This is a genomic window from Burkholderia sp. 9775_39 (assembly GCF_015712225.1).
GTDB classification, from domain to species: domain Bacteria; phylum Pseudomonadota; class Gammaproteobacteria; order Burkholderiales; family Burkholderiaceae; genus Burkholderia; species Burkholderia cenocepacia.
The window spans coordinates 45,916-70,721 of sequence record NZ_JACCQC010000005.1; the positions used below are offsets into that span (position 1 = coordinate 45,916).

The window sequence follows — 24,806 nt, forward strand, 5'->3', positions numbered from 1 at the left end:
GTGACGCGCTCACAGGCGCTCGATGATCGTGACGTTCGCGAGGCCGCCGCCTTCGCACATCGTCTGCAGCCCGTAGCGGCCGCCCGTGCGTTCCAGCTCGTGCAACAGCGTCGTCATCAGCCGCGCGCCGGTCGCGCCGAGCGGATGGCCGAGCGCGATCGCGCCGCCGTTCGGGTTGGTCTTTTCGTGCGGGAAACGCGTATCGGCCAGCCACGCCTGCGCGACCGACGCGAACGCCTCGTTCAGCTCGACGACGTCGATCCGCGCCAGATCGAGCCCGCTCTTCTTCAACGCAGCCCGGGTCGCCGGAATCGGCGCGGTGAGCATCCACAGCGGATCGTCGCCGAGCACGCTCAGGTGATGAATGCGTGCGCGCGGCGTGAGGTCGTAGCGCTTGAGCGCCTCCTCCGACACGATCAGGAGCGCCGCGGCCGCATCGCAGGTCTGGCTCGCGACGGCGGCCGTCAGCGAGCCGCCCGGCGTCAGCGGTTCGAGCGTCGCCATCTTGTCGAGCGACGTGTCGGGGCGCGGCGTCTCGTCATGCATCACCCCTTCGAACGGCACGATCTCCCGCTTGAAATGACCGGCCTCGATCGCCGCGACCGCGCGGCGGTGGCTCTCCAGCGCGTAACGCTCCATCGCGTCGCGCGACAGGTTCCAGTGATCGGCGATCCGCTGCGCGGCGACGAACTGCGACACCGGCGCGTCGCCGAAGCGCGCGCGCCAGCCGGCGCTGCCCGAGAACGGATCGGTGAAGCCGAGCGGCGCCGCGCAGGTCATCGCGGACGAGATCGGGATCTGCGTCATCGTCTGCACGCCGCCGGCGACGACCACGTCCTGCACGCCGCTCATCACGGCCTGCGCGGCGAAGTGCACGGCCTGCTGCGACGAGCCGCACTGGCGGTCGACCGTCACGCCCGGCACCTGCAGCGGCAGCCCGGCCGCGAGCCAGCAGGTGCGCGCGATGTTGCCCGCGAGCGGGCCGATCGTATCGACGCAGCCGAACACCACGTCGTCGTATTCGTCGGCCGGGATCGCGTTGCGCTCGACGAGCGTCTTCAGCACGAAGCCGCCGAGGTCCGCCGCATGCACGTGCGCGAGCCCGCCCTTGCGGCGGCCGGTGGGCGTGCGCAGCGCGTCGACGATATAGGCTTGTTTCATCGGTTCGTTTCCTCGAAATCGAAGGTCTGCGCGGGGCCGATCGGCAATGCGTCGCCGAGGATCGCGTCGGCCACGCGGGCCTTGTGGAGCGCGCTGTCGCCCCAGCTGCCGGACAGCGCCCAGATGCGCTTCATGAAGATCTGCAGATCGAGCTCCCACGTGTAGCCGATCGCGCCGTGCACCTGCATCGCGTGGCGCGCGGCCAGTTGCGCGGCCGACATCGCGGCGAGCTTCGCGTGCGACACGAACACCGCGCGCTGCGGGTGATCGTCGGCGATCGCCTGCGCGGCGCGCGCGACCACCGGCCGTGCGAACTCGTAGCGGATGGCGACGTCGGCGAGCAAATGCTTGAGCGCCTGGTACGAGCCGATCGCCTTGCCGAACTGCTTGCGCTGCGCGCTGTAGTCGATCGCGACGTCGAGCACGCGCTGCGTGAGGCCGAGCAGTTGCGCGGCGACCGCGAACGCGCCATGGTCGAGCGCGCGGTTCAGCAGCGGCGCGGCTTCGTCGGCGCTCGCGATGCGGGTGGCCGCCGACGGCTCCCAATCGAGCGTGAACAGGCGCCGCGACGGGTCGACGCTGTCGACCGCGCGCCATGCGCACTGCGCGGGATCGACGCGGTGCAGCTCGCCGCGGTGTTCGCACAGCAGCGTGTCCGCGACATGCACGTCGGCCGCATACGGGTTCACCGGATGCACGAGCGCGACGCGCGCCCGCCCTTCGGCGATGTCGCGCAGCAGCGCGTCGCGCCAGTCGCTCGCGGGCAGCCGCGCCAGCACGCCGGCCGACACGAGCGCCGTGTCGAGCAGCGGCTCGGGGCTGCCGAAATAGCCGTAGGCCTGCGCGAGCAGCGCCCATTCCGCTTCGGTCAGGCCGAGGCCGCCGTGTGCTTCGGGCACCGACACGGCGGTCAGCCCCTGCGACGCGAACAATGCCCACAGGTCATCCGAGCGCCCGGTCGGCGTCGCCCACAGCTCGCGGATCAGCTCGGGCGTCATCTCGGTCATCAGCAGGCGCTTCACGCTGTCCGCGAGCGCTTCCTGGTCTTCATCGAATACGAAATCCATACGATGTCCGTTCAGTGAGTGTCGCCGGCGCGCTTACGCGCGCGGCATGCCGAGCATCCGTTCGGCGACGATGTTGCGCTGGATCTCGTTGGTGCCCGCGTAGATCGTGCCGGCCTGCGCGAACAGGAAACCGTCGAGCCAGTGGCCGAGCGTCGCGTGCTGCGCGGCCGTCTGCGGGACGACCTCGCCATGCGCGCCGAGGATGTCGAGCGCGGTCTGATGCATGCGCAGGTCGAGCTCCGACCAGAACACCTTGTTGGTGCTCGACTCCGCGCCGATGTGGCCGCCCTTCAGCAGCCGGCTCGCGGTCGCATAGGTCGACAGCGCATACGCCTGCGCGTCCATCCAGGCCTGCACCACGCGTTCGCGCAGCGTCGGATCGCGGTCCGCGCTGTCGCGGTGCGCGAGATACAGGTCGCGCAACGCCTGCGCGGTGCGCTGGAAGCGCGCGGGCGAACGCAGCATCAGCCCGCGCTCGAAACCGGCCGTCGCCATCGCGACCTGCCAGCCGGCGCCTTCGGCCGCGAGCCGGTTCTCGACCGGCACGCGCACGTCGTCGAAGAAAATCTCCGCGAAGCCGGTCTGCCCGTTCAGCTGGCGGATCGGCCGCACCGTGATGCCGGGCGCGGACAGCGGCACCATCAGGAACGTCAAGCCGTGGTGACGCGTCGATTCGGGATCGCTGCGGAACAGCCCGAACAGCCAGTCGGCCCACACCGCGCGGGTCGACCAGATCTTCTGGCCGTTCAGCACGTATTCGTCGCCGATCCGGGTGGCGGTCGTGCGGATCGCGGCCATGTCCGAGCCCGCGTTCGGCTCCGACCAGCCCTGCGCCCACACGTGCTCGCCGGCCGCCATCGCGGGCAGGAAGCGCGCCTTCTGCGCATCCGTGCCGAAATCCATCAACGTCGGGCCGAGCAGGAATATGCCGTTCTGGTTCACGCGCATCGGCGCATCCGCGCGCCAGTACTCTTCCTCGAAGATCAGCCATTCGATCAGGTCGCAGCCGCGCCCGCCCAGCTCGCGCGGCCACGTGACCATGCTCCAGCGGCCCGAGTGCAGCGTGCGCTCCCATTGGCGGTGCGCGGCGAAGCCTGCCTCGGTGTCGAAGCTCGGCAGCCGCTCGCGCGGCACGTGCGCGGCGAGCCATGCACGGATTTCCGCGCGAAACGCCTGCTGTTGCGGCGTATAGGTCAGGTTCATGCGCGTGCCTCCGCGGCGCTGGCGCGTGCGTCGAAATGCGCGTCGCGCTTCTCGACGAACGCGGCGCGCGCTTCCGTCGAATCGTTCGTCATGTATGCCTGCAGCGTGAAGCCCTGCTCCCAGCGGTACTTGTCTTCGAGATCGCCGTCCTCGACGCCGTTCAGCGCCTCCTTCGCGAGCCGCACCATCGCCGGGCTCTTCGCGGCGATCTTGCGGGCGATCGCGAGCGCCGCGTCGCGCAGCGCGTCGCGCGTCACCACCTGCTCGAGCGCGCCGAGCCGGTACGCTTCGGCCGCGTCGATCATGTCGCCGGTGAAGTACATCGCGCGCACCTTCTGCACGCCGAACAGCCGCTGCAGGTGCGCGCCGCCGCCCATCGCGCCGCGGTCGATCTCGGGCACGCCGAAACGCGCGCAGTCGGCCGCGACGACGATGTCCGCCGCGCCGCAGATGCCGATCCCGCCACCGAGCACGAAGCCGTGCACCGCCGCGATCACCGGCTTCGGATTGCGGTGCACCGCGCGGAACGTCTCGTAGTTGCCCGCGTTCACCGCCACGATCCGCTCCGGATGCGCGGCCAGCTCCTTGATGTCGACGCCCGCGCAAAAGCAGCGGCCTTCGCCGCGCACGACGATCACGCGCACGTCGTCGTCCTCGCCGAGCGCGTCGAGCGCGCGGGACAGCGCCTGCCAGCCGTGCGCGTCGAGCGCGTTCACCGGCGGATGGGCGATCACCAGCTCGGCGATGCCGTCCGCGCGATCGATCCGGAACGGCATCGCGCCGGCCGGTTGATTGGTTGCTGCCATCTCCATTGCCTCCCTGTGATGTTCGTCATGCGGCCTGCGCCGCTGCCGCGCCGCGCAGCGCGGCCAGCGCGTCGAGCCGCTCGCCGGCTTCCGCGACGATTCGCGCGATCAGTGCATCGCACGATTCGATCGCGCCGATCATCGCGGCCGCCTGGCCGCTCGGCAGCACGCCTTCGTCGGGGCGGCCTTCGACGATCGCGCGCTGGATCAGGAACGGCGCGTTCGCGGCCATCAGCGTCTGGCTGGCCGTGTAGTCGTGCGAGCGCAGCGCCTTGATCGCGAGGCCGAGCATGTCGGCCGTGCTCAGCCCGTTCTGGCGCCGCCACGCGTCGGCCGTCTTCAGCGCGAACCACGTGCGGCGCAGCGGGCCGAAGCGTTCGAGCTTCAGCAGGTACGGGTTGTCGATCATTCGTTGCGGCAGCCCGTCGAGCGCGTCCGACACGCGGATGCGCGCCGGGTCGCCGACCGCCACGTAGCGCTCGAGCGTCGCGCGCGGCACCGGCGATTCCGCGCTCATCAGGAAGCGCGTCCCCATCGCGATGCCGGCCGCGCCGTACGCGAGCGCGGCCGCCAGTCCGCGCCCGTCGAAGAAGCCACCGGCCGCGACGACCGGCACGCGCACCGCGTCGAGCACCTTCGGCAGCAGCAGCGTGGTCGGCACCGCGCCCGTGTGGCCGCCGCCTTCCGCGCCCTGCACCGTCACGATGTCCGCGCCGAGTTCGACGGCCTTCGCCGCATGCTTCGGCGCGCCGACGGTCGGCATGCAGACGATGCCGGCATCCTTGAAACGGCGGATCGTCTTCGCATCGGGGCCGCGCCCGTAGCTGACCGCGCGCAGCCGGTGCTCGATCGCGAGATCGACCACCTGCGCGGCGTTCTTCTGGAACATGTGGAAGTTGATGCCGAACGGCCGATCCGTCAGCGACTTCACCTTCAGGATCTCGGCCTCGACCTGCTCCGGTTCGAGCGTCGCTCCGGCCAGGAAGCCGAATCCGCCGGCGTTGCTCGTGGCGGCGACGAGCCGCGCGTCGGCCACCCAGCCCATCGCGGTCTGCACGATCGGGTAGCGGCAGCCGAGCAGGTCGCACAGCGGCGTATGCAGCGGGCCGTGAAGCGTCGTGCTCATGCGGCGGCTCCGTTGACGGCGACCGGTGCCGGCGCGTCCGCGCGGTCCGCGCCGTTCGGCTGGCGTTGCGAGCTGGCCATGCTGCGGGCGTCGTAACCGCCGAGGCGGTCGCCGCTCACGAGCTCGTTGTGCGCATGCGCGAAGTGATGCCACGCGAACGCCGCGTCCATCGCCGCGCGCTTGCCTTGCAGTTCCTCGACGTGATTCAGCGCCTGCTTGGTCAGCGTGAGCCCGAGGCGCGGCATCGTCGCGATCTTCGCGGCGATCGCGTAGGTCGCGTCGCGCAGCCGCTCGCGCGGCACCACGCGGTTGACCATCCCCATGTGGTACGCGCGCTCGGCCGGCATCCGCTCGCCGAGAAACAGGAATTCCTTCGCGATGCGCGGATTCAGCTCGTACGCGTGGGCGAAATACTCGACGCCCGGAATCCCCATCCGCACGACCGGATCGGCAAAGAACGCATCCTCCGACGCGACGATCAGGTCGCACACCCACGCGAGCATCAGCCCGCCGGCGATGCACGCGCCCTGCACCATCGCGATCGTCGGCTTCGGCAGGTCGCGCCAGCGCCGGCACATGCCGAGATACACCTCCTGCTCGCGCGCATAGAGGAATTCGCCGCCTGCCTTGTCGACGTGGTCGTACCACAGCGACGCGCGCTCGAACGACTCGTGGATGTCGCGGCCCGGCGTGCCGATGTCGTGACCCGCCGAGAAATGCTTGCCGGCGCCCGCGAGCACGATCGCCTTCACCGCGTCGTCGTGCGCCGCGCGCCGGAACGCCGCGTCGAGCGCATACGTCATCTTCGAGTTCTGCGCGTTGTGGTAGTCGGGGCGGTTCATCGTGATCGTCGCGATGCCGTCCTCGAGCGCGTAGTCGACGACACCGTCGCCGAACGTCATCCGGGTCGCTTCCATGTCGGCCCTCATCCCCGGCGCGGCGCCGGATTGTTGCGCACGATCGTCGCGCGCAGGTTGTGCGGATCGAGCGCGCGCACGATGCGCAGGTCTTCCGCGTTCGGCGCTGCCGTCGTGCCGATGTCCGGCGAGGCAAGCAGCGGGAAACCGGTCGCGTCCTGCACCTCGTCGAAGCTCACGCCCGGGTGCAGCGAGCGCACGCGGATCGCGTGGTCGGGCCCGCCGAAATCCATCACGCACAGGTCGGTGACGATGCTGCGCAGGTCGACGAAGGTCTTCATCCCGGGCAGCCGGCGCGCCGGGTTGTAGCCGACCGTGCACACCATGTCGACTTCGCGTTCGACGAACGTGCGCTTGCCGTGGCCGCTGACGAAGAACGAGTTCGCGTGGTTCGTCGTGTTGCCGGGGAAGCCGCGTGCGCCGAGCAACTGGGTTTTCGGGTGCGCGTAGTCGTCGCCGAGCCACGAAATGTTGGCCTGGCCGAAGCGATCGATCTGCGTCGGCATCACCAGCGCATGGCGGCGCCCGTGCCACAGGCAGTCGAACACGCGCTCGTAGGTCATCCAGCCGCTCGCCTTCACGCGATAGCCGTCGGGGCGCGGGCCGAGCGGCACCGGCTCCTCGACGAGATACGCTTCGCCGTCGGTCAGCATCAACCCGTTGTTGTACGCGAGCCGCGCGAGGCCGGCCGCGAGCCGCGGGCCCGTGCCGATGCCGGTCGCCAGCACTTCGCCGTCGTCGCGCCACAGTCGCGCGGACGCGACGATCATCAGTTCCGCGAGGGAATGGTCGAGAGATTCGCTCACAGGCGCTCCTTTACAGAATCGGCAACGGCAGCGTCGTCACGTGCGACAGCCCGCCGACGCCTTCGAGGTACTGACGTTCGTCCTGGCCGACCACGTCGCGCAGGTACGCCACCGTCCTGGCGTCGTCTTCCGCGCTGGTGCAGTACGCGCGCAGGTGCGGCAGGTCCCAGCCGTAGGCCGGCCCGCACGACGTCGGATGCGCGCCACCCGGTGCGTGCACGACGCCCGTGACGAGCGAGCGCTCGAACGGATTGCGGCGCGCGGCGTCGAGGTCGTCGCTCGCGAGCGACGCATCGACCGTTTCCGCCGATACGTAGCAGCGCCGCGCGGCGCGCGCCATCCACGCATCGAAGAACGGATCGGGGCCGTCGATGCGCGTATTGCCCATCCGGTCGGCCGCGTTCACGTGCAGCAGCGCGACGTCAAGTTCGATCGCCGGCATCGCGAGCAGCGTCTCGCCGTCGTCGTACGGCGACTGCACCGTGCGCAGTTGCGGCGCGTGATCGAGCAGCGCGGTGCCGAGCCCGGCGCGCGTCGGCAGGAACGGCAGGCGTGCGGCGGCCGCGCGCAGGCCGAGCTGCAGCATCCCTTCGTCGAGTTCGAGCACGTCGATGCGGCCCTGCTCGCGGGCGCGGCGGAAATGCGGCTCGAGCGGGATCACGTCGAGCGACACGAAGCCGAACACCACCTTGCGCACCTTGCCCGCCGCGCACAGCAGGCCCACGTCGGCGCCGCCGTACGCGACGATCGTCAGGTCCTTCAGGTTCGAGCGCGCGATTTCGCGCACCAGCGCCATCGGCTTGCGCCGCGGCCCCCAGCCGCCGATGCCGATCGTCATGCCGTCGGCGAGTTGCGCGACCACGTCGCGCGCGGACATCGTCTTGTCGAGAGGTTTCATCGTCATCGTGCTGGCTTACCGGTATCCGATGCTGAAATCGTGGCCCCACTGGCTCACCTTCGTGGCCTCGAACACCGCGTGCTTCGACCAGTCGACCGTGAGGCCGCCGAAGCCGTATTCGAGATCGAAGCCGCCGGGGGTCTTCATGTAGAAAGAGATCATCTGGTCGTTGCAGTGCCGGCCGAGCGTCGCGGACATCTTCACGTCGTGCGCGGCGACGCGGTCCAGCGCGCGGCCCACTTCGTCCATCGAATCGACTTCGGCCATCACGTGCACGCAGCCGGACGGCACGGCCATCTCGAACAGCGCGAGGCTGTGATGGCGCGCGTTGCGGCAGTGCATGAAATGGATGCGCTTTTCCGGTTCGGCCGGGTCCGGCGTGAACTTCACGCGGTAGATGTCGGACAGCTCGAAGCCGAGCACGCCGCGCACGAACGCATCGGTCGCGTCGAACTGCGGCGCGGGCAGCACCGCGTGGCCGAGCCCCATGTCGCCGGTGACGAAACGCGCGACGCCCAGCGGCGACACGAAGCGGCGAAAGTCGCAGCGTGCGCCCCAGTACAGCTCGTGGCGGTTGCCGGACGGATCGGTGCACCACGCCATCGCCTGCACGCGGCGCAACGCGGCTTCGTCGCGGCTGGCGCGCACCGGCTCGACGCCGGCGCGCTGCAGCGCCGCGAGCGCGGCGTCGAACGCGGCGCCGTCGGGCAATTCCCAGCCCGATGCGAAATAGCGGTCGGCCGCGCCGGGAACGATCACGTAGCGGAAATCGCGCTCGTCCATCTTCAGATAAAGCGCGCCGTTGGGCGCGTCGAGCGCCTGCATGCCCAGCACGTCTTCCGCGTAGCGGCGCCACGCATCGACGCGCGTCGCCTCGACGACGACGTAGCCCAGCGCACGGACATCGATCATGTCGGCCTCCTCCTGGTTCAGAATCCGTTGTTCGTGAAAGGATTCTGGCCGGTCGGAGGTGGCGTTACATCGTCTGTTGGGACGAGAGGACGGGCGGTAAAAGGCGGGGATGGCGGCGCGGAAGTGCGCCGCAGGGGGATTCGGTGCTCGGCGGGTGAAAGGTGGCGGCCGGTCACGGCAGCCACGGCGATGCGCTCGCCTGCCGGGCGGTCACCGCCCGCCCCGGCTTCGCGCGACCGGCAGGCCGCCTGCCGCGACGTTACTCGAACGGATTCAGCAACCGGACGCCGGTGCGAGCGAAATCGTCGACGTTGCGCGTGACGACCGTCAAATCGTTGATCAATGCGGTGGCCGCGATCAGCTTGTCGAGTTCGTGCGTCGGATCGGGCACGCGCAAATGCCCCCACATCTGGCCGGTTTCGACATCGACCGGCAGGATGTTCGGCGCATAGCCGGACAGGATCATCGTCAGCCAGGCCTCGAGCGCCGACGCCTGGCTGTGATCGCCGCGATGACGGATCAGGTCGACACCGCGCCGCAGCTCGGCCACCGTCACGACGGACAGGTAAAGCGGGCTCGCGTCGGCTTCGGCCTGCCTGAAGAACGCCCGCACGCCGCGGTTGGTTCGCTTGCCCTTCCTGATTTCGCTGATGACGTTCGAATCAATCAAAAACACGCCTGACCTCGCCTGAATCCTGAACACGTTGGAAATCCGCGTCTTCGCCCACCTCCGGCATGCTCATCAGCACTTGCGCGAATGTGCGCCGCTTCGGCCGGCCGAGCGCTTCGGCCAGAATGGCTCGATGTTCGGCCTCGGCGCTCCTGCCGTTGGCCGCAGCCTGCTCGCGCAGGCTTTGAACGAGAGTGTCATCCACGTTACGCACCAGAAGATTTGCCATGATTACCTCCATCCAGATTTGCTATCAATGATAGCGTCATGAAGGTAAATTGCAAGCATTGCTATCACCTTCCTGACCGGACGGACCCTGGAGTCGGCGTGAGCCCGTGGCAGCGGACGACAGGAATTCGTCCCCCTTCCGCCGCTGGCCCGACGCATCGAACTGCTGTTGCTCAAGGTAAGCCGGAGCGCGACGATCCGGAAGCCGGCCAAATGGCCAGTCGGGTGGCGTCGACCACGATGAAGGTCCGGCGGCAAGGAACGGAATTTGCGGCGCGACCCGCCGTTGGCGACATCGGCGACCGATACGCGCGTCGCACCGGTTCGCGCTGAAACATCATGTTGCACAACGAGCCGCGACCGTCGCACATCGTTTGATACCATCGAACGACAAGACCGGCGATCGAACGCCGTGCGAAGCGCGCAGAAGACCTTGCATCGACGCGGACCCTCCGTGCCTGAAATCCCGATCCAAGACACGAGACGCTCTTCAGTGGACCTTGTTACGCCTGCCCTGCAAACCCTGTTCTCCCCGACACCCGACAAACTCTACTTCCCGGCATGCCTGGCGGCCGTGGCGATCATCGCGTGGCGCGTCGCCCGGCACGTGCCGTTCTACCGGGCGGCCGTCGACAAATCGCTGTCGATGCGCTACCGCAATCTCGACGGCTTCCGAGGCATCCTGGCCACCTCCGTGGTGTTCCATCACTTCGCGTGCAACCAGGCATTGCTGTCGACCGGCGTCTGGGGCGCCGGCACCGATTTCCTGCGCAATCTCGGGACGATTCCCGTCGCGATGTTCTTCATGGTCACCGGGCTGCTGTTCTGGGAGCGCGCATGCAGAGGCACGCTCGACGTGCGGACCTTCTTCGTCGGGCGCGTGCGACGCCTCGCGCCGCTCTATCTGTTTTATGCGGCCGTCATCGTCATCTGCACGCTTTACTGGTTTCCCCGCAACGCCGTCGGCGCACCGGTGCAGTTGCTGGCCGATCTGCTCAAGACCGTTTCGCTCGGCTGGTTCGGCGCGTTCCCGATCAACGGAGCGGCGCGCACGCCCTATCTGAGCGGCGTCTGGTGGACCCTCGCGTACGAATGGCGGTTCTACGTCGCCGTTCCGTTTCTCGCGTGGTTCGTCGCCACGCGTGCATGGCGCAAGCTGCTCGCGCTCGCGATCGTCCTCGCCTGCGCCGCGCTGTTCGGGCCGCCCGGCGGGATGGCGCTGCTGTTCGCGTTCGGCGCCGTGGCCTACGAGGTGTCGCGGCACCCCGCGATCCGCGCGCGGCTCGCCACGAAGGCGGCGGCGACCGTCGCGCTGCTGATCCTCGCGATGTCGCCGTCGCCAGCCGAACGCTATTCGATCGCAGGCGCGCTGCCGCTGCTTCCGGTGTTCTTCTGCATCGCATGCGGGAACACGTTCTACGGCGTGCTCAAGACCCGCCCGCTCGCGCTGCTCGGCACCGCGAGTTTCAGCATCTACATGATCCACATGGTGATCGTGTACATGATCATTCACGCATTCAACAAGTTCGTGTTCCCGATCAATTCGACCGACGACTCGGGCATCTGGGCGCTCGCGCTCGTCTGCGCGCTGGTTGCCGTCCTGTGTTCGCTGCTCACTTACCGCTACGTCGAGCATCCGTTCATCGCGAAGCGCAACGACGCACGCGCGGCACGCCGCGCGGCCGAACCCGCTCGCGAGCGCCAAACGGTCGCGCCGTGACCGGGCGCGTTCAGAAGCGGTACGAGATGCCGATCTGCAGGACCGGATACCACCGGTAGCGCGACATCATCTGCCGCAGCGAGTCGAGCCCGCTCGCGACCAGTACCTGGCTCTTCGCCGGTCCGGCCGCGGCGGCCAGTTCCGGCGACAGCGTGTACGAACATTTCGGTATCCCGTACGCGACGCCGATGTCGGCGACGAACCCGAGCCCTTTCGACGCCGGCCGATGTCCGTAGCCGATCCCGACATACGGCATCACGGTCGGATAGCGCGCTTCCGCGACCGCGTACATCCCCGGCAGCGCCGGATAGCGCTTGCCGCCGAACACGTAGGTTCCGTTGGTCGGCACCGACACGCCGTGAAGCTCGTCGTCGTTGAAGCGCAGCCCGAGCGTCGCGCGAAAGCCGCTGCCTCGCCACGGGAAGATGTCCGCATAGATGCCGCCCTGGCGCAGCGTCAGGTCGTCCTGATAGCGGTTGCCGGCCACCGTGAAGTCATGCGTCAGATTGATCGCGTTGAAATCCGCGTGCGCGCCCAGCATCGAATTGAAGCTCACGGCCGCGCCGATGCCGACGCCCTGCGTGCCGCCCTGCAGGTAGATTTCCTGCGCGTGCGCGCTCGCGACGAACATCACCGCGACCGCTGCCCATTGGTTCGCTGTCGTTTTCACGGGCGTCTCCCCCGACATGTGCCGGGCGCGACGCGACGCACACGCGACCTTCGTCGCGATGCGCGATGCGAGCCCCGGCACGACACCTTGCAAGCACGCTTGCTGTTCGACGGATCGGGGACGCGTTGCGCGGTGCGCATGACCGATACGACATGCGCTGCGCAAGCGCCGTGGCACACGGCGCGCGCGACCCGATCCGATTCCCCGTCTGTTTCGATGTCGTTACATGCCGCCGATGCGCGGATCGTTCTGGCGAAATGCGTCTGCGCGGGCGACATCGGGGGAACCGCAAAGGGCGTGCCATGCGGCGCGGACCGAAGCGGAAGAAGCGCTACCCATCGGGACGGGGCGTGGCGCGGATCGCAAACGAGGGGAAATGTTTCAGGAACGTATCCGTATTCGGCGAGCGGCACCGAAACACGCGAAAGGCGGCCTCTCGCGCCGATCGCGCGACGCAGGCACGACGAGGCCGGACGGCCGTCAGCGCACGCGGATCGCCGTTGCGATCACTCGTGCGCGGAGGAATACGTTGAAAAAGCGTTGCAAAAGTGCGACCTCGTGCCGGTCGCAAGCGGCGCTGATGCGCGCTCGTGCGTGACGAGGCAGGGTGAATACCGATGCGTGCGCATGCATCTGGTCGGCGTCACGCGCAACGGAGATACGCGGTTACAACCCGTACCCGCCCGAGACGTTCAACTGCTGCCCGGTGATGTAACCCGCCCGGTCCGACGCGAGAAACACCGCCGCGCGCCCCACGTCGTGCGCCTTGCCCCAGCGCTTGAGCGCGAGCATCTTCCGCGTCTCGTCGATCCACGCCGGGTCGAACTGTCCCTGTTCGAGCAGCACCGGAAACATCCCGGCCTCGATCACGCCGACCAGGATCGAATTCGCGCGAATGTCGTAACGCCCTTCCTCGCGCGCCAGCCCCTTGATCAGCGCCTCGTTCGCCGCCTTCGGCGCGACCGACAGCCCGTCGCGATCGGGCCAGCGCAGATGGCCGGCCGAGCCGAGCGTCACGAACGAACCACCGCCCGACGCACGGAAATGCGGCAGGGCGGCTTTCGCGGCGACGAAGAAGCCGATCGTCTCGACGTCGATCGCGCGGCGCCAGTCGTCGTGCGTCATGTCGCCGATATGGCGCTGGTTCACGAATGGCCCCGCCGCCCAGACGACCGTATGCACGCGCCCATGCGCGTCGATCGCCGCTGCGAGCGCGGCATCGACCTGCGCGGGATCGGTCACGTCCACGCAGTGCGTGGTGGCCGCGACGCCCTCGCCGCGAATATCGCGCGCCACGCGCTCGGCGACGTCGGCCTTGCTGCGGTAACCGACCGCGACCGGCACACCGGCGCGCGCGAACTCGAGCGCGACGCCCTGCCCGATGCCGCCGCTGCCACCGAACACGAGTACCGCGCCCGCCGGAAATCCGTTGTCGTTCATGCGTTCATCCCGTTCAGGGTGGTGGCTTCTTCGCTCAGGCCGCCGCCTCGGTCGCCGCGCGCAGCCGGTACTTCAGCACCTTGCCGGCCGCGCTCGTCGGCAATTGCGCGACGAACGTGAAATACCTCGGCACCTTGTAGTTCGCCATGTTGCGGCGCGCCCAGTCGTTCAGTTCGTCGGCATCGACGTGCGCGCCGGGCCGCAGCACGACATAGGCGTGCCCGACTTCGCCGAGCCGCGTGTCGGGCACGCCGACCAGCGCGACCTGCGCGATCGCCGGATGCGCGGCGAGCAGCCGCTCGATCTCCGCCGGATAGCAGTTGAAACCGCCGACGATGAACATGTCCTTGATACGGTCGGTGATCTTCAGATTGCCGTTCGCGTCGACGCAGCCGAGATCGCCCGTATGCAGCCAGCCCGCCGCATCGACGGTCTCGCGCGTGGCGTCCGGCTGGTTGAAGTAGCCGCGCATCACGTTGTAGCCGCGCACCCAGATCTCGCCGGTCTCGTCCGGCCCGAGCGGCTCGCCGCCCGGCCCCGCGATGCGCAGCTCGACGTCCGGCATCGGCCGGCCCGACGTACGGGCGACCGTCTCGGCATCGTCGCCCTGGCGGCACAGCGTCGCGAAGCCGCACGACTCGGTGAGCCCATAGCCGGTCAGCACCGTCTCGAAACCGAGCTCCGCGCGCATCCGCTCGATCAGGCTCGGCGCGATCGCAGCCGCCCCCGTCACCGCGATCCGCAGCGACGACAGATCGCGCGTCGCGCGATCGGGCGCGTCGAGCAGCGCGTAGTACAGCGTCGGCGGGCCGGGCAGCACCGACACGCGGTCGGCGGCGACGCGCCGCAGCACGTCGTCCGGCTGGAACACCAGATGCGGCAGCACGGTCGCGCCGCTCGACAGCGCGGCGAGCCAGCCGGCCTTGTAGCCGAACGTATGGAAGAACGGATTGACGATTAGATAACGGTCGTCCGGGCGCACGCCGGCGATCGCCGCCCACGCCTGCGCGGCACGCAGGTTCTGGCCGTGCGCGGTCATCACGCCTTTCGGGCGCCCCGTCGTGCCGGAGGTGAACATCAGGTCCATCACGGTGTCGGGCGTGACCTGCGCCTCGCGTTCGCGCACCGCAGCAAGCGGCACCGCCGCGCCGCGCGCGAGAAACGCGTTCCAGGTCTCGTCGTGCGCCCCCGAAGGCGGTTCGCCGTCGAACACGACGACGCGCTCGAGCGTCGCCGGCCGATGCGGCGCGAGCATCGCCGGATAGGATTCGCCGAGGAAGGTGCCGCAGCAGAACAGCAGCCGCGCACCGCCGTCGTGCAGGATGCCGCCGACCTCCATCCCCTTCATCCGCGTATTGACCGGCACGAGAACCGCGCCGACGGTATGGATCGCGAGCGCCGCGACGATCCATTGCGGCAGGTTCGGCGCCCAGACCGCGATGCGGTCGCCGGGATCGATGCCGCTCGCGAGCAGCGCGCGGGCCGCATCGATGCGCGCGGCGTCGAGTTCCGCGTAGGTCAGCCGGCCGTGCTCCGACTCGATCGCCGGATGCGCGCCGTGGCGCGCGGCTGCCCGCGCGATCAGCGCGGGCGTGGTCAGGATTTCGTTGTCCATCGTCATAGATCAGGTTGCCGCGCGCGCCGCCGGCGCGCCACGGCTCAGTCGGGAAACACCACGCGCAGCGCATCGCTCGCGGGCCGCGCGCAACAGGCGAGCGTCCAGCCGGCCGCGATCTCGTCGTCGTCGAGCACGTGGTTGCGGTCGAGCGCGACCGCGCCGCGCTCGATCCGGCACATGCACGCGCCGCATTGCCCCATCCGGCACGAATTCGGCGCCGGGACGCCCGCGCGCAGCATCGCGTCGAGCAGCGTTTCGCCGGGCTCGCCGTCGAACGCGAATGCGTCGCCGTCGAGCACCGTCTCGATCGCGGCAGCTGCACCGGACGTCGACGTTGCCGGCGCCGCGTCCACCGGCGCGCCGCCTGCCTGCGCCGGCGCATCGGGCAGCGACGCGAACCGCTCGACGTGCACGCGCGCACGCGGCAGCCCGAGGCCGAGCATCGCGGCCAGCGCGTTCTCCATGAACAGCGCGGGCCCGCAGATGAACGTCTCCTGCTGGCTGAACGGCCGCGCGAGTTCCTCGAGATGGCGCTGTTGCGGAATGCCCTGCACGCTGTCGAGCCAGTGCATCACGCGCAGGCGGCCCGGATGGCGCTGCGCGAGCTGCTGCAGTTCGTCGCGGAAAATCACCGCACGCTCGTCGCGATTCGCATAGATCAGCGTCAGCATCCCGCGGCCGTGCACGAGCGCCGATTTCAGGATCGACAGCACGGGCGTGATGCCGCTGCCGCCCGCGAACAACAGCAAATCGCCGTCGAGCGTGCGCGGCGTGAACACGCCGGCCGGCGGCAGCACGTCGAGCGCGTCGCCCGCCTTCACGCGATCGCACAGCCAGTTCGATGCGCGACCGTCACGCACGCGCTTGACGGTGATCTTCGGCGCCGCATCGATGCCGGGTGCGCTGGACAGCGAATAGCAGCGCGCGACGCTCGCATCCGCGCACGGCACGTTCAGCGTCAGGAACTGCCCCGGCCGGTACGCGAACGCGTCGCGCAACGCGGCCGGCACGTCGAACACGAACGAGCACGCGTCGTCGCTCTCGGCAATCACGTCGGCCACGGTCAGCCGATGGAAGCGTGAATCGCTCATCGCCGGTTCCTTGCGTCACGCGGCCGCATGGGCCACCGGCGCGCCGGGTGTCGTATAGGCGCCGTCGAGATAGACGAGCGGATCGACGTCGCCGCTCATCAGCACCTCGCGGATGCGCCCGATGAACACCGTATGCGTGCCGTATTCGAAGCGGCCGTCCTGCTCGCACACGAGGCTCGCCTGCGAATCGCGCAGATACGGCACGCCGTGCGGCGACGTGTGCCAGTCGCCGGTCGTGAAGCGCGCTTCGCCCTTCAGGCGGCCGCTGCAGTCGATCGCGATGCCTTCGTGGCGCGCGGACAGCACGTTCACGCAGAACAGCGCGCCCGCATCGAGCGGCGGATACAGCGACGCGGTGCGGTTGATGCAGATCAGCAGCGACGGCGGATCGGTCGACAGCGAATCGACCGCCGTCGCGGACATCGAGTAGCGCCGGCCGTCGTGCGCGCTGCTGATGACCGTGACCGAACGCGCGAGGCGACGCATCGCGAGCAGCATGTCGGTGCGCAGCGGATGGGGGGTGAGATCGCTCATGATCGGACTCCGTCAGGTTCTGTCGTGGATGGCCGGGCGGACCGCCCGCCGGCGTCGGCCGCGCGGGCGGCCAGGTGATCGGCGGCGAGATACCCGAAGGTCATCGCCGGACCGAGCGTCGAGCCCGCGCCGGGGTAGCTCGCGCCCATCATCGATGCGCTGGTGTTGCCGATCGCATAGAGGCCGTCGATCGGTTCGCCGTCGGCGCGCAGCACGCGGGCGTGCGCGTCGGTGACGAGCCCGCCCTTCGTGCCGATGTCGCCGGCGTCGATCCGCACCGCATAGAACGGCGGCTGGTCGACCGGCCCCAGGCACGGGTTCGGCTGGTTCCGCGGGTCGCCGTAATACGTGTCGAACGCGTTGTCGCCCTTGCCGAACGCTTCGTCGACACCGGTGATCGCGTAGCGCGCCATGTCGCGCAGCGTGTCGTGCAACCCCGCCGCGTCGACGCCGATCCGCGCGGCCAGCGCGTCGATCGTGTCGGCCTTCACGAGCACGTCGCGAAACGCATCCGGAATCCTCGAATCGGGCATCATCGACGCCGGCATGATCGGCCCGCACGGATACTTGCGGCGAAAGCGCGCGTCGAACACCATCCATGCCGGCACGCTCGCGCCGGTGCGCGCATGATCGCGATACATCGCGGGCACGAATTCGGAATACGGCGCGGCCTCGTTGACGAAGCGCCGGCCGAGGCCGTTGACGATCACGCAGCCCGGCAGGTTGCGTTCGACGAACAGCGCGCGCTGCTTCTCCTCGCCCGCGACGCCGACGGTCGGCGCACCCCACACGTGCTCCATCAGCGCCAGCGCGCCGCCGAGCCGGTGGCCTTCGGCAATCGCATCGCCCGTGTTGGACGGCGGCGTCGCGCTCCACTGCGTCCGGGTCGGCTGCGGCAGGTAACGTTCGCGCATCGGCTGGTTGCGCTCGAAACCGCCCGCGCCGAGGATCACGCCGCGCCGCGCGGCGATCGTCACCGGCTGTCCGAAGCGCTGCACGCGTACGCCCGTCACGCGGCCGTCCACCTCGAGCAGGTCGCGCATCGGCGTCTCGAGCCACACGGGCACGTGACGGTCGAGCAGTGCGCGACGCAGCCCGCCGATCAGCGCATTGCCGAGCGTCAGGCGCCGGTCGCGCCGCGTGCGGCGGCGCATGCCGACATCGAGCCAGTAGCGGCCGAACTGCGCGATCGCGAGCCGCATGAAACCGGGGCCGCGCGAGAACAGCGTATGCGCTTCCTTCGACGTCACCGCGACGCGCCCGCCGATCAGCGTGCCGGGCGACGGCGGCCGCAGCCGCTCGAACTCGTCGCCGAGCAGCCCGCCGTCGAATGGCAGCGGATCGAGCGCGCGATACCCCGGCATCGCGCCCGGCAGCTTCTGGAAATAGTCCGCATACATCGGCAGCGCCTGATAGCGCACGGGCGTCTTCGATTCCAGATAGCGCAGCATCTCCGGCGCGCGGTCGAGATACGCATCGAGCTTGTCGGGCGTCGAGGCGCCGGCCGTGCACGCGTCGAGATAGCGGCGCGCGGCGTCGCGCGAGTCGGTCGCGCCGAGTTCGGCGATATGGTGATTGCACGGCACCCAGATGCCGCCGCCCGATACCGCCGACGTGCCGCCGTACCGCGCCGTCTTCTCGATCACCACGACGGACAGCCCGTGGTCGGCCGCGCGGCACGCGGCGAGCAGCGCGCCCGCGCCCGAGCCGACGACCACCACGTCGAACGCGTATTGCCGTGCTTGCGTGTCGTTCATCCTGGCCCCGTCAGATGAAGAAATCGGTGTTCTCGCGGCCGAGCATCACCGCGCCGAGGTTCTGGCCGAAGCGGTCCACGTTGTTCGCGTAGTGCGCGCGGGCCGCATGCAGGTCGAGGAAGCGGCGCACCAGCGGATTGCGGTGATAGATGCCGTTGCCGCCCGCATAGCGCAGCAGCGCGTTCGCGGCCTGCGCGCAGCGTTCGGCGACCTGCGCGGACTGGTAGCGGAAATGCACGCGGCGCTCGATCGACACCGCCGGGCCGCCGGTCACCGACGCCATCAGTTCCGCGAAATTGCGCTGGAGCAACACCTTCATCTCGTCGATCGCCACCGCCGCGTTCGCGCATGCGTGCTGCGCGCCCGGATCGTCGGTCGTCTTCGCGCCGCTGTTGGCGGACACGCGCGTCGCCGCATAGCCGGTGAAATCGTCGAGCGCACCCTGCAGCGCGCCGATGCACGACGTGCACACCGCACGCACGAAAATCTGCGCGAACGGCAGCTTGAACAGCGGCGCGTCGTTGACCGCCAGCCCGGGGCTCGTGCCCATCATCCCGTCGATCGCCTTGTGCGTGCGGTACGCAGGCACGAACGCGTCGTCGACGACGATGTCGTGGCTGCCCGTCGCGCGCAGGCCGAGCACGTCCCAGTCCTGCTCGATCCGGTAGTCGGCTTTCGGCAGCAGGAAGGTGCGGTATTCGGGCGGCTGGCCGGCCTCGGCCGGCGGCACCAGCGCGCCGAGGAACACCCATTCGCACAGTTCGCTGCCGCTCGAGAACTTCCAGTGGCCCGACAGCCGGAAGCCGCCGTCCACCGGCGTCACGCGGCCGACCGGCATGTAGGTCGACGCGATCAGCGTCGCCGGATCGTTGCCCCACACGTCCTGCTGCGCGCGTTCGTCGAACAGCGCGAGCTGCCAGTTGTGCACGCCGACGACGCCGTACACCCACGCGGTCGACATGCAGCCGCGCGCGAGCGCCATCTGGATCTCGAAGAAGGTCTGCGGATCGAGCTCGTAGCCGCCGTAACGCTTCGGCTGCAGCACCTTGAAGAAGCCGGCGGCCTGCATGTCGGCGATCGTCTCGGCCGGGATGCGGCCCTGCGCTTGCGCGTGCGCGGCGCGGCCGGCCAGCGTCGGCGCCAGCGCCTCGGCCCGGGCGATCAGCGTGGCGGCCAATGCGTTCGAATCGTTGTCGCGATGCACGAATGTCTCCTGTGGAACGGGGGCGGCGCCGCGGCGCCCGCCCCGCTCCCGTTCAAAGTTGTTCGGCGCGGCCTGGCCGCGGGCGATGCTCGCCACCACCGATGGTCGGCTTCGCGCGAGCGCGCCGCATCGTCCGACCGGACGACGGGCGCGGCCCGGTGCATCACGCGCAGGCCCGTTCCTTCTCGCGATTGAAGAACGGGATCACGTGCTCGCCGATGTTGCGGATCGTCTCCATCTGCGCTTCGTGCGGCACCGTACCCATCTGGCACAGGAACAACACTTCGTCGACGCCGGCTGCCTGCAGGCGGCCGACATAGCCGATGCAGTCGTCCACCGTGCCGTACGCGTGGTTCGGGTTCATCATCGCGAGCGCCGGGTCGGCGAAGTTCACGACGACTTCCTCCGACGCGAAGCGCGAGCGGATCACCATCTCGCCGGTGTCGGCCTGCACGAGGTCGTCGCCCCACTTCGCCGGGTCCGGCCGCTCGCCGCCCGTGTACCAGTACGCGAGCGATTCCATGAAGTAGCGCTGGCCGCGGATGCCGATCTTGCGGGCCGCCTGGCCGTCCGCCATCACGACCGTCGGGCACAGCGCGGCGAGGTGCTGCGTCGGGCGGAAGCCGACCTGGTCTTCCGGCTTGCGGTTCGCCCATGCGTCGCGGTACACCGCGTTCTTCTTCGCGACTTCGTCGGGGCCGCCGAAGCCGAGCACCAGCGCGCCCATCCCGCGCTGGCCGGCGCGCAGCAGCGCGTCGGTGTTGGTGCATGCGAGGTACATCGGCGGGTGCGGGTCCTGGAACGGCTTCGGGTGGATCGGGCGCTTCGGAATCTTGATGTACTGGCCGTCGTGCTCGATCTCGTCCTGCACGAACATCTTCGGCACGAGGTACATCGATTCGTCGATCATCGGCTGCAGCGCGTCGAGGTCGTAGCCGAACGCGCCGGCTTCCTGCTGGCTGCCGCCCTTGCCGACGCCGAAATGCACGCGGCCACCCGACAGGATGTCGAGCAGCGCGACCCGCTCGGCCACCTTGATCGGGTGATTCATCGCCGGCGGCAGGCACACGACGCCGTGGCCGAGGCCGATGCGCGTCGTGCGGCCGGCCAGGTACGCGAGGAAGGTTTCCGGCGCGCTCATGTGCGCATAGTTGGTCAGCGACGTGTGTTCCACGCACCAGATCGTGTCGAAACCGACCTGCTCGGCGAGCAGCGCCTGTTCGACCGTTTCCTTGAACACCCGGTGGTCGCCCTCGCGCGACGCGTCGGTGGTCTGGGCTTCGTAGATGAGGGAAAACTTCATTGCGTGCGTCTCCATGTCTGTTGGACGAATCGGGGTCGCGCAGGCCGCCCGCACGATACGGACGAATAGCGACGGTCCACGAATGGGAGTGTCGGCGCGCCGGCTGGCGCGGGCATCATCTGTTCGGAGTAGCCGGACGCCCGCGGCGACAGAGGGGTTTCACGGTCATCCGATCGGACTGCGTGAGCGCGCGAGCGGCGCGCTAGCATCGGACGACGGCGCACTGCACGCCGCCCACATCAAGACAAGGGAGAACCGGGATGAAGGTATCGATGCTGCTGTATCCGGTCGACGACATCGACACGGCGTTGCCGCTGTTCGTCGACGGGCTCGGCCTGAACGTGAAGTTTCGCGACGGCGACCGTTATTGCGCGCTCGACGGCGGCCCGCTGACGATCGCGCTGGTCGCGGGCGACGAGCAGATCGTCGAGCGCGCGGCGCTCACGCTGCGCGTCGACGAGGACGACGACCTGTATGCGGCGATGGCGCGGGTCGTGAAGGCCGGCGCATCGGTGCGCGTGCCCGTGCAGGCCGGACCGCACGAATACCGCGCGGTGCTGGAGGACAGGAACGGCGCGTTGCTGGTGATTTCGCAGAAACGGCCGGCATGACGATGCACGGCGCGGCCGCCGGATGCACGCGCGCCGGATGCCGAGCGGGCGTAGCCGGCGTCACGCGTCCGCGCCCGACGCGCGCAGATCGCTGGTTTCCAGCAGCTCGAGCAACGTGCCGGCCGGCTGGCTGAGCCGCTTCGCGGCCAGCGCGATGAATTCGACGTCGGGCAGCGCGGGCAGCCCGTCGCCGTTCACGGGCGGCGCCAGGCCGCGCGCGGACAGGTACTGCGACGTCGCGGTCAGCCCGAGCCCCGCGCGCGCGGCCGCGATGCAGCCCGGCTGGCTGCTGCTCGAACACACGACTTCCCAGCCGATGCCCTTTTCCGCGAGCGCGTTCAGCACCACCGCGCGCGTGACGCTCGGCTCGGCCACCAGCACGAGCGGCAGCGGGCGCTCCAGATCGACGACGGTGCCCGGCCGCGCGACCCATTCGAGCCGCGCGCGCAGCAGCGGCGTGCCGCGCCGTTCGCCGAGCCGCCGCTTGCCGATCATCAGGTCGAGCGCGCCCGCGTCCATCAGTGCGTAGAGCCGGCTCGTCATGCCGGTGGTGATTTCCAGCGCGACATCGGGATGCGCGGCGCGGAACCCGGCCAGCACCTCCGGCAGCGCGACGAGCGCGAGATCGTCCGACGCGCCGAGCCGCACGCGCCCCTGCAGCCGCGGCTTGCGAAATTGCGATTCGGCGCGGTTCAGCGCCTGCAGGATCACGTTCGCGTGCACGAGCAGCGCCTCGCCGTCGGCCGTCATCGCGATCGAATGGGTATCGCGCACGAACAGCCGGCGGCCGACGCTCTCTTCGAGGCGACGGATGTGTTCGCTGACGCTCGACTGGTTGAGCCCGAGCTGCCGGCCCGCTTCGGTGAAGCTGCGGCAGTTCGTGACGGTCGCGAACGTCTTGAGCCAGACGGGATTGAGCATCCCGCATTGTCATCGTCATTTCCGATGACAGTCAATGCCTTGAGGCGGCTTCCCGATGACCAGCGGAATCGGTACCATCGAGCGCTCGACGTCCGGCACGCGCCGCGCGACCGCGCAGCGGCGCCGCCCGCCGGACTTTCGCCCACCGATTTCGCCATGTCCCGGGAACCCACACACTCCGCGCTGCTCTGGATCGTCGCCGCTGCGTTCTTCATGCAGTCGCTCGACACGACGATCGTCAACACCGCGCTGCCGTCGATCGCCCAAAGCCTGCAGGCGTCGCCGCTCGCGATGCAGCCCGTCGTGGTCGTCTACACGCTGACGATGGCGATGCTCACGCCGGCGTCCGGCTGGCTCGCCGACCGGTTCGGCACGCGCCGCGTGTTCTCGGTCGCGATCCTCGTGTTCGTGCTCGCGTCGATCGGCTGCGCGGCGTCGCATACGCTCGGCCAGTTGGTCGTCGCGCGCGCCGTGCAGGGCATCGGCGGCTCGATGCTGCTGCCGATCGGGCGGCTCGCCGTGCTGCGTCGCGTGCCGGGCGAACAGTACGTCGCGGCGATCGCGTTCGTGTCGATCGCCGGCCAGCTCGGCCCGATCGTCGGGCCGACGCTCGGCGGCTGGCTCACGCAGGCGATTTCGTGGCACTGGGTGTTCATCGTCAACGTGCCGGTCGGCGTGGTCGGCTTCATCGCCGTGCAGCGCTACCTGCCGCACGACCAGGCGACGCAGCCGCCGCCGTTCGACTTCGTCGGCTGCGCGCTGCTGTCGGCCGCGATGATCGCGCTGTCGCTCGCGATCGACCCGCCGATGTCCGCGCACCGCGCCGCGTGGGCGGCCGCGCTCGCGGTGCTCGGGCTGGCAAGCGCGCTCGCGTACCTGCCGCACGCGCGGCGACGCGCGCAGCCGCTGTTCCGGCTCGGGCTGTTCCGCGAGCCGAACTTCGGGTCCGGGCTGCTCGGCAACCTGCTGTGCCGGATCGGCACGAGTTCGGTGCCGTTCATGCTGCCGCTGTTGATGCAGGTGCAGCTCGGCTATACGCCGCTGCAGTCGGGGCTGATGATGCTGCCGGCCGCGATCGCGGGCGTCGTCGCGAAACGGTGGATCGCGCCGCTCGTGAAGCGCTTCGGCTATGCGACGTTTCTGGTCGTGAATACGGGGATCGTCGGCTGCGCGATCGCGGGGTTCGCGCTGGTGTCGGCGCGGCCCGCGCCGGTGCTGGAAGGCGTGCTGCTGATCGTGTTCGGCGCGGCGAATTCGATGCAGTTCGCGGCGATGAACGGCGTGACGCTCAAGGGGCTGTCGCATGCCGACGCCGGCAGCGGCAACAGCCTGTTCACGATGATGCAGATGCTCGCGATGGGTCTGGGCGTCTCGATCGGCGGCGGGCTCGTCAACCTGTTCGCCGCCTATCGCGGCTCGATGGCGCACGGGTTCATGCTGTCGTTCGCGTGCATGGGCGCCGTGACGCTGCTGTCGTCCGTCGTGTTCCGGCGGATCGATACGGCCGCGCCGCCGGCCCATGCGGCGGCGCGCCCTTCCGCGTGATCGCGGCCGTCAGTTCACCAGGCGGCGCTCGACGACGCGCTTGAGCACCCAGCGGATCGACGAACCGTCGGCCGGCGGCTGCGCGACGCGATATTCGTCGACTTCGAGCGTGTACAGGTAGCCGGGCTGGTACGCAAAGCCGTCGATACCCGCGTACCACAGGCTCCACGGCTCGCCCGGGCTGCTGCGCACCTGCAGGCACTCCATCGGCGCGACACCCGTGCAGCGCGCGGACTGCGGCGCGACGTAGACGGTCCGGGTCACGGGCTTGCCGTCGGCCGGGCGGGCCGCGGCCGGCGCGGTGGCCGCCGCATCGGTCTGGCATCCGGCGAGGAGCGTGCTGCCGGCAAGGATGGCCGCGCCAAGCAGCGTTCGGGAGGGGCGAATCATCTGATGTTCCTCTGGGAGCGTTGGAGGGCCGATTAGACGAGCCGCCCGGCGCGAAAGTTCACAAATACCTTACAAAACCGGTTCGACCACCCTCATTTATGGGATGTCGCGCGCGCGCCGATACGTTACCGTGTTCCGGTTCCGCTCTGCGCAGTCGCCGGCGGTCCGCACGTGCACGCCGAGCGCATCGCGACCCGGCGGCCGCAAC

24 protein-coding genes are annotated in these 24,806 nt (G+C 69.4%); 3 read left to right on the forward strand and 21 right to left on the reverse strand.

Translation table 11 applies throughout. From position 1 onward, the window contains the following. Nucleotides 1-9 precede the first annotated feature (9 nt). The 11 genes from H0X90_RS08565 to H0X90_RS08615 all read right to left on the reverse strand — a co-directional run bounded on the left by H0X90_RS08565 (nucleotide 10) and on the right by H0X90_RS08615 (nucleotide 9,795). Nucleotides 10-1,161 (reverse strand): acetyl-CoA C-acetyltransferase, encoded by a 1,152-nt coding sequence (locus H0X90_RS08565; protein ID WP_006494775.1) that lies wholly within the window; start codon nucleotides 1,159-1,161, stop codon nucleotides 10-12. After that, on the reverse strand, nucleotides 1,158-2,228 hold the full coding sequence (locus H0X90_RS08570) for an acyl-CoA dehydrogenase family protein (RefSeq protein ID WP_077189419.1): 1,071 nt from the start codon (nucleotides 2,226-2,228) through the stop codon (nucleotides 1,158-1,160). Before H0X90_RS08570 ends, H0X90_RS08565 begins: the two co-directional genes overlap by 4 nt. Before the next feature lie 33 nt (nucleotides 2,229-2,261). After that, on the reverse strand, nucleotides 2,262-3,431 hold the full coding sequence (locus H0X90_RS08575) for an acyl-CoA dehydrogenase family protein (RefSeq protein WP_006481533.1): 1,170 nt from the start codon (nucleotides 3,429-3,431) through the stop codon (nucleotides 2,262-2,264). Continuing rightward, nucleotides 3,428-4,243 (reverse strand): enoyl-CoA hydratase family protein, encoded by an 816-nt coding sequence (locus H0X90_RS08580; RefSeq protein ID WP_077189418.1) that lies wholly within the window; start codon nucleotides 4,241-4,243, stop codon nucleotides 3,428-3,430. The genes H0X90_RS08575 and H0X90_RS08580 overlap by 4 nt, the downstream gene beginning before the upstream one ends. A gap of 19 nt (nucleotides 4,244-4,262) precedes the next feature. After that, nucleotides 4,263-5,363 (reverse strand): nitronate monooxygenase family protein, encoded by a 1,101-nt coding sequence (locus H0X90_RS08585; protein WP_034202287.1) that lies wholly within the window; start codon nucleotides 5,361-5,363, stop codon nucleotides 4,263-4,265. Further along, the gene (locus tag H0X90_RS08590; RefSeq protein WP_077189417.1) at nucleotides 5,360-6,280 is read right to left on the reverse strand and encodes an enoyl-CoA hydratase; all 921 of its coding nucleotides are present in this window, start codon (nucleotides 6,278-6,280) and stop codon (nucleotides 5,360-5,362) included. The genes H0X90_RS08585 and H0X90_RS08590 overlap by 4 nt, the downstream gene beginning before the upstream one ends. A gap of 8 nt (nucleotides 6,281-6,288) precedes the next feature. Next, a complete protein-coding gene (locus tag H0X90_RS08595) occupies nucleotides 6,289-7,086 on the reverse strand; it encodes a CoA-transferase subunit beta (protein ID WP_006481539.1) in 798 nt (265 codons plus the stop codon). Between the two features lie 10 nt (nucleotides 7,087-7,096). Further along, nucleotides 7,097-7,990: a CoA transferase subunit A gene (locus H0X90_RS08600; RefSeq protein ID WP_034202286.1), complete on the reverse strand. Its 894-nt coding sequence runs from the start codon at nucleotides 7,988-7,990 to the stop codon at nucleotides 7,097-7,099. A 9-nt stretch (nucleotides 7,991-7,999) separates the two neighbouring features. Beyond that, the gene (locus H0X90_RS08605) at nucleotides 8,000-8,896 is read right to left on the reverse strand and encodes a VOC family protein (RefSeq protein ID WP_077189416.1); all 897 of its coding nucleotides are present in this window, start codon (nucleotides 8,894-8,896) and stop codon (nucleotides 8,000-8,002) included. Nucleotides 8,897-9,155: 259 nt separating this feature from the next. Beyond that, nucleotides 9,156-9,572 (reverse strand): type II toxin-antitoxin system VapC family toxin, encoded by a 417-nt coding sequence (locus H0X90_RS08610; RefSeq protein ID WP_171984140.1) that lies wholly within the window; start codon nucleotides 9,570-9,572, stop codon nucleotides 9,156-9,158. Next, on the reverse strand, nucleotides 9,559-9,795 hold the full coding sequence (locus H0X90_RS08615; RefSeq protein WP_006481537.1) for a DNA-binding protein: 237 nt from the start codon (nucleotides 9,793-9,795) through the stop codon (nucleotides 9,559-9,561). Before H0X90_RS08615 ends, H0X90_RS08610 begins: the two co-directional genes overlap by 14 nt. 492 nt (nucleotides 9,796-10,287) lie before the next feature. Here H0X90_RS08615 and H0X90_RS08620 point away from each other — a divergent pair, with 492 nt between their 5' ends. Further along, nucleotides 10,288-11,514 carry an acyltransferase gene (locus H0X90_RS08620; RefSeq protein ID WP_034202283.1) on the forward strand — a complete coding sequence of 409 codons (1,227 nt, stop codon included), beginning with the start codon at nucleotides 10,288-10,290 and terminating at the stop codon, nucleotides 11,512-11,514. Nucleotides 11,515-11,524: 10 nt separating this feature from the next. Here the strand turns inward: H0X90_RS08620 and H0X90_RS08625 are convergent, their stop codons facing one another. The 8 genes from H0X90_RS08625 to H0X90_RS08660 all read right to left on the reverse strand — a co-directional run bounded on the left by H0X90_RS08625 (nucleotide 11,525) and on the right by H0X90_RS08660 (nucleotide 21,131). Next, nucleotides 11,525-12,202: a hypothetical protein gene (locus H0X90_RS08625; protein WP_077189436.1), complete on the reverse strand. Its 678-nt coding sequence runs from the start codon at nucleotides 12,200-12,202 to the stop codon at nucleotides 11,525-11,527. A gap of 648 nt (nucleotides 12,203-12,850) precedes the next feature. Further along, complete coding sequence (locus H0X90_RS08630) at nucleotides 12,851-13,624, reverse strand: SDR family NAD(P)-dependent oxidoreductase (protein WP_077189415.1); 774 nt, start codon at nucleotides 13,622-13,624, stop codon at nucleotides 12,851-12,853. A 34-nt stretch (nucleotides 13,625-13,658) separates the two neighbouring features. Then, on the reverse strand, nucleotides 13,659-15,245 hold the full coding sequence (locus H0X90_RS08635; protein WP_077189414.1) for a FadD3 family acyl-CoA ligase: 1,587 nt from the start codon (nucleotides 15,243-15,245) through the stop codon (nucleotides 13,659-13,661). A gap of 38 nt (nucleotides 15,246-15,283) precedes the next feature. Continuing rightward, on the reverse strand, nucleotides 15,284-16,333 hold the full coding sequence (locus H0X90_RS08640) for a ferredoxin--NADP reductase (protein ID WP_077189413.1): 1,050 nt from the start codon (nucleotides 16,331-16,333) through the stop codon (nucleotides 15,284-15,286). A gap of 15 nt (nucleotides 16,334-16,348) precedes the next feature. Continuing rightward, a complete protein-coding gene (locus tag H0X90_RS08645; RefSeq protein ID WP_077189412.1) occupies nucleotides 16,349-16,867 on the reverse strand; it encodes a flavin reductase family protein in 519 nt (172 codons plus the stop codon). Next, complete coding sequence (locus H0X90_RS08650) at nucleotides 16,864-18,624, reverse strand: FAD-dependent oxidoreductase (RefSeq protein WP_048988167.1); 1,761 nt, start codon at nucleotides 18,622-18,624, stop codon at nucleotides 16,864-16,866. The genes H0X90_RS08645 and H0X90_RS08650 overlap by 4 nt, the downstream gene beginning before the upstream one ends. Nucleotides 18,625-18,634: 10 nt before the next feature. Beyond that, the gene (locus H0X90_RS08655; protein WP_059720819.1) at nucleotides 18,635-19,828 is read right to left on the reverse strand and encodes an acyl-CoA dehydrogenase family protein; all 1,194 of its coding nucleotides are present in this window, start codon (nucleotides 19,826-19,828) and stop codon (nucleotides 18,635-18,637) included. 163 nt (nucleotides 19,829-19,991) lie between these two features. Then, nucleotides 19,992-21,131: an LLM class flavin-dependent oxidoreductase gene (locus H0X90_RS08660; RefSeq protein ID WP_006493091.1), complete on the reverse strand. Its 1,140-nt coding sequence runs from the start codon at nucleotides 21,129-21,131 to the stop codon at nucleotides 19,992-19,994. 260 nt (nucleotides 21,132-21,391) lie between these two features. On the opposite strand from H0X90_RS08660, the gene H0X90_RS08665 reads away from it, so the two are divergent. Then, nucleotides 21,392-21,742, forward strand: a complete 351-nt coding sequence (locus H0X90_RS08665) for a VOC family protein (RefSeq protein ID WP_077189411.1) — start codon at nucleotides 21,392-21,394, stop codon at nucleotides 21,740-21,742. 60 nt (nucleotides 21,743-21,802) lie between these two features. Here the strand turns inward: H0X90_RS08665 and H0X90_RS08670 are convergent, their stop codons facing one another. Next, nucleotides 21,803-22,663: a LysR family transcriptional regulator gene (locus H0X90_RS08670; protein ID WP_006483122.1), complete on the reverse strand. Its 861-nt coding sequence runs from the start codon at nucleotides 22,661-22,663 to the stop codon at nucleotides 21,803-21,805. A 156-nt stretch (nucleotides 22,664-22,819) separates the two neighbouring features. Between H0X90_RS08670 and H0X90_RS08675 the strand changes: the two genes are divergently transcribed. After that, nucleotides 22,820-24,208, forward strand: coding sequence for a DHA2 family efflux MFS transporter permease subunit (locus tag H0X90_RS08675; RefSeq protein WP_058903598.1), 1,389 nt, complete (start codon nucleotides 22,820-22,822; stop codon nucleotides 24,206-24,208). A gap of 9 nt (nucleotides 24,209-24,217) precedes the next feature. Here H0X90_RS08675 and H0X90_RS08680 read toward each other — a convergent pair whose 3' ends face one another. Then, the gene (locus tag H0X90_RS08680) at nucleotides 24,218-24,598 is read right to left on the reverse strand and encodes a DUF4377 domain-containing protein (RefSeq protein ID WP_077189410.1); all 381 of its coding nucleotides are present in this window, start codon (nucleotides 24,596-24,598) and stop codon (nucleotides 24,218-24,220) included. Between the last annotated feature and the right edge of the window lie 208 nt (nucleotides 24,599-24,806).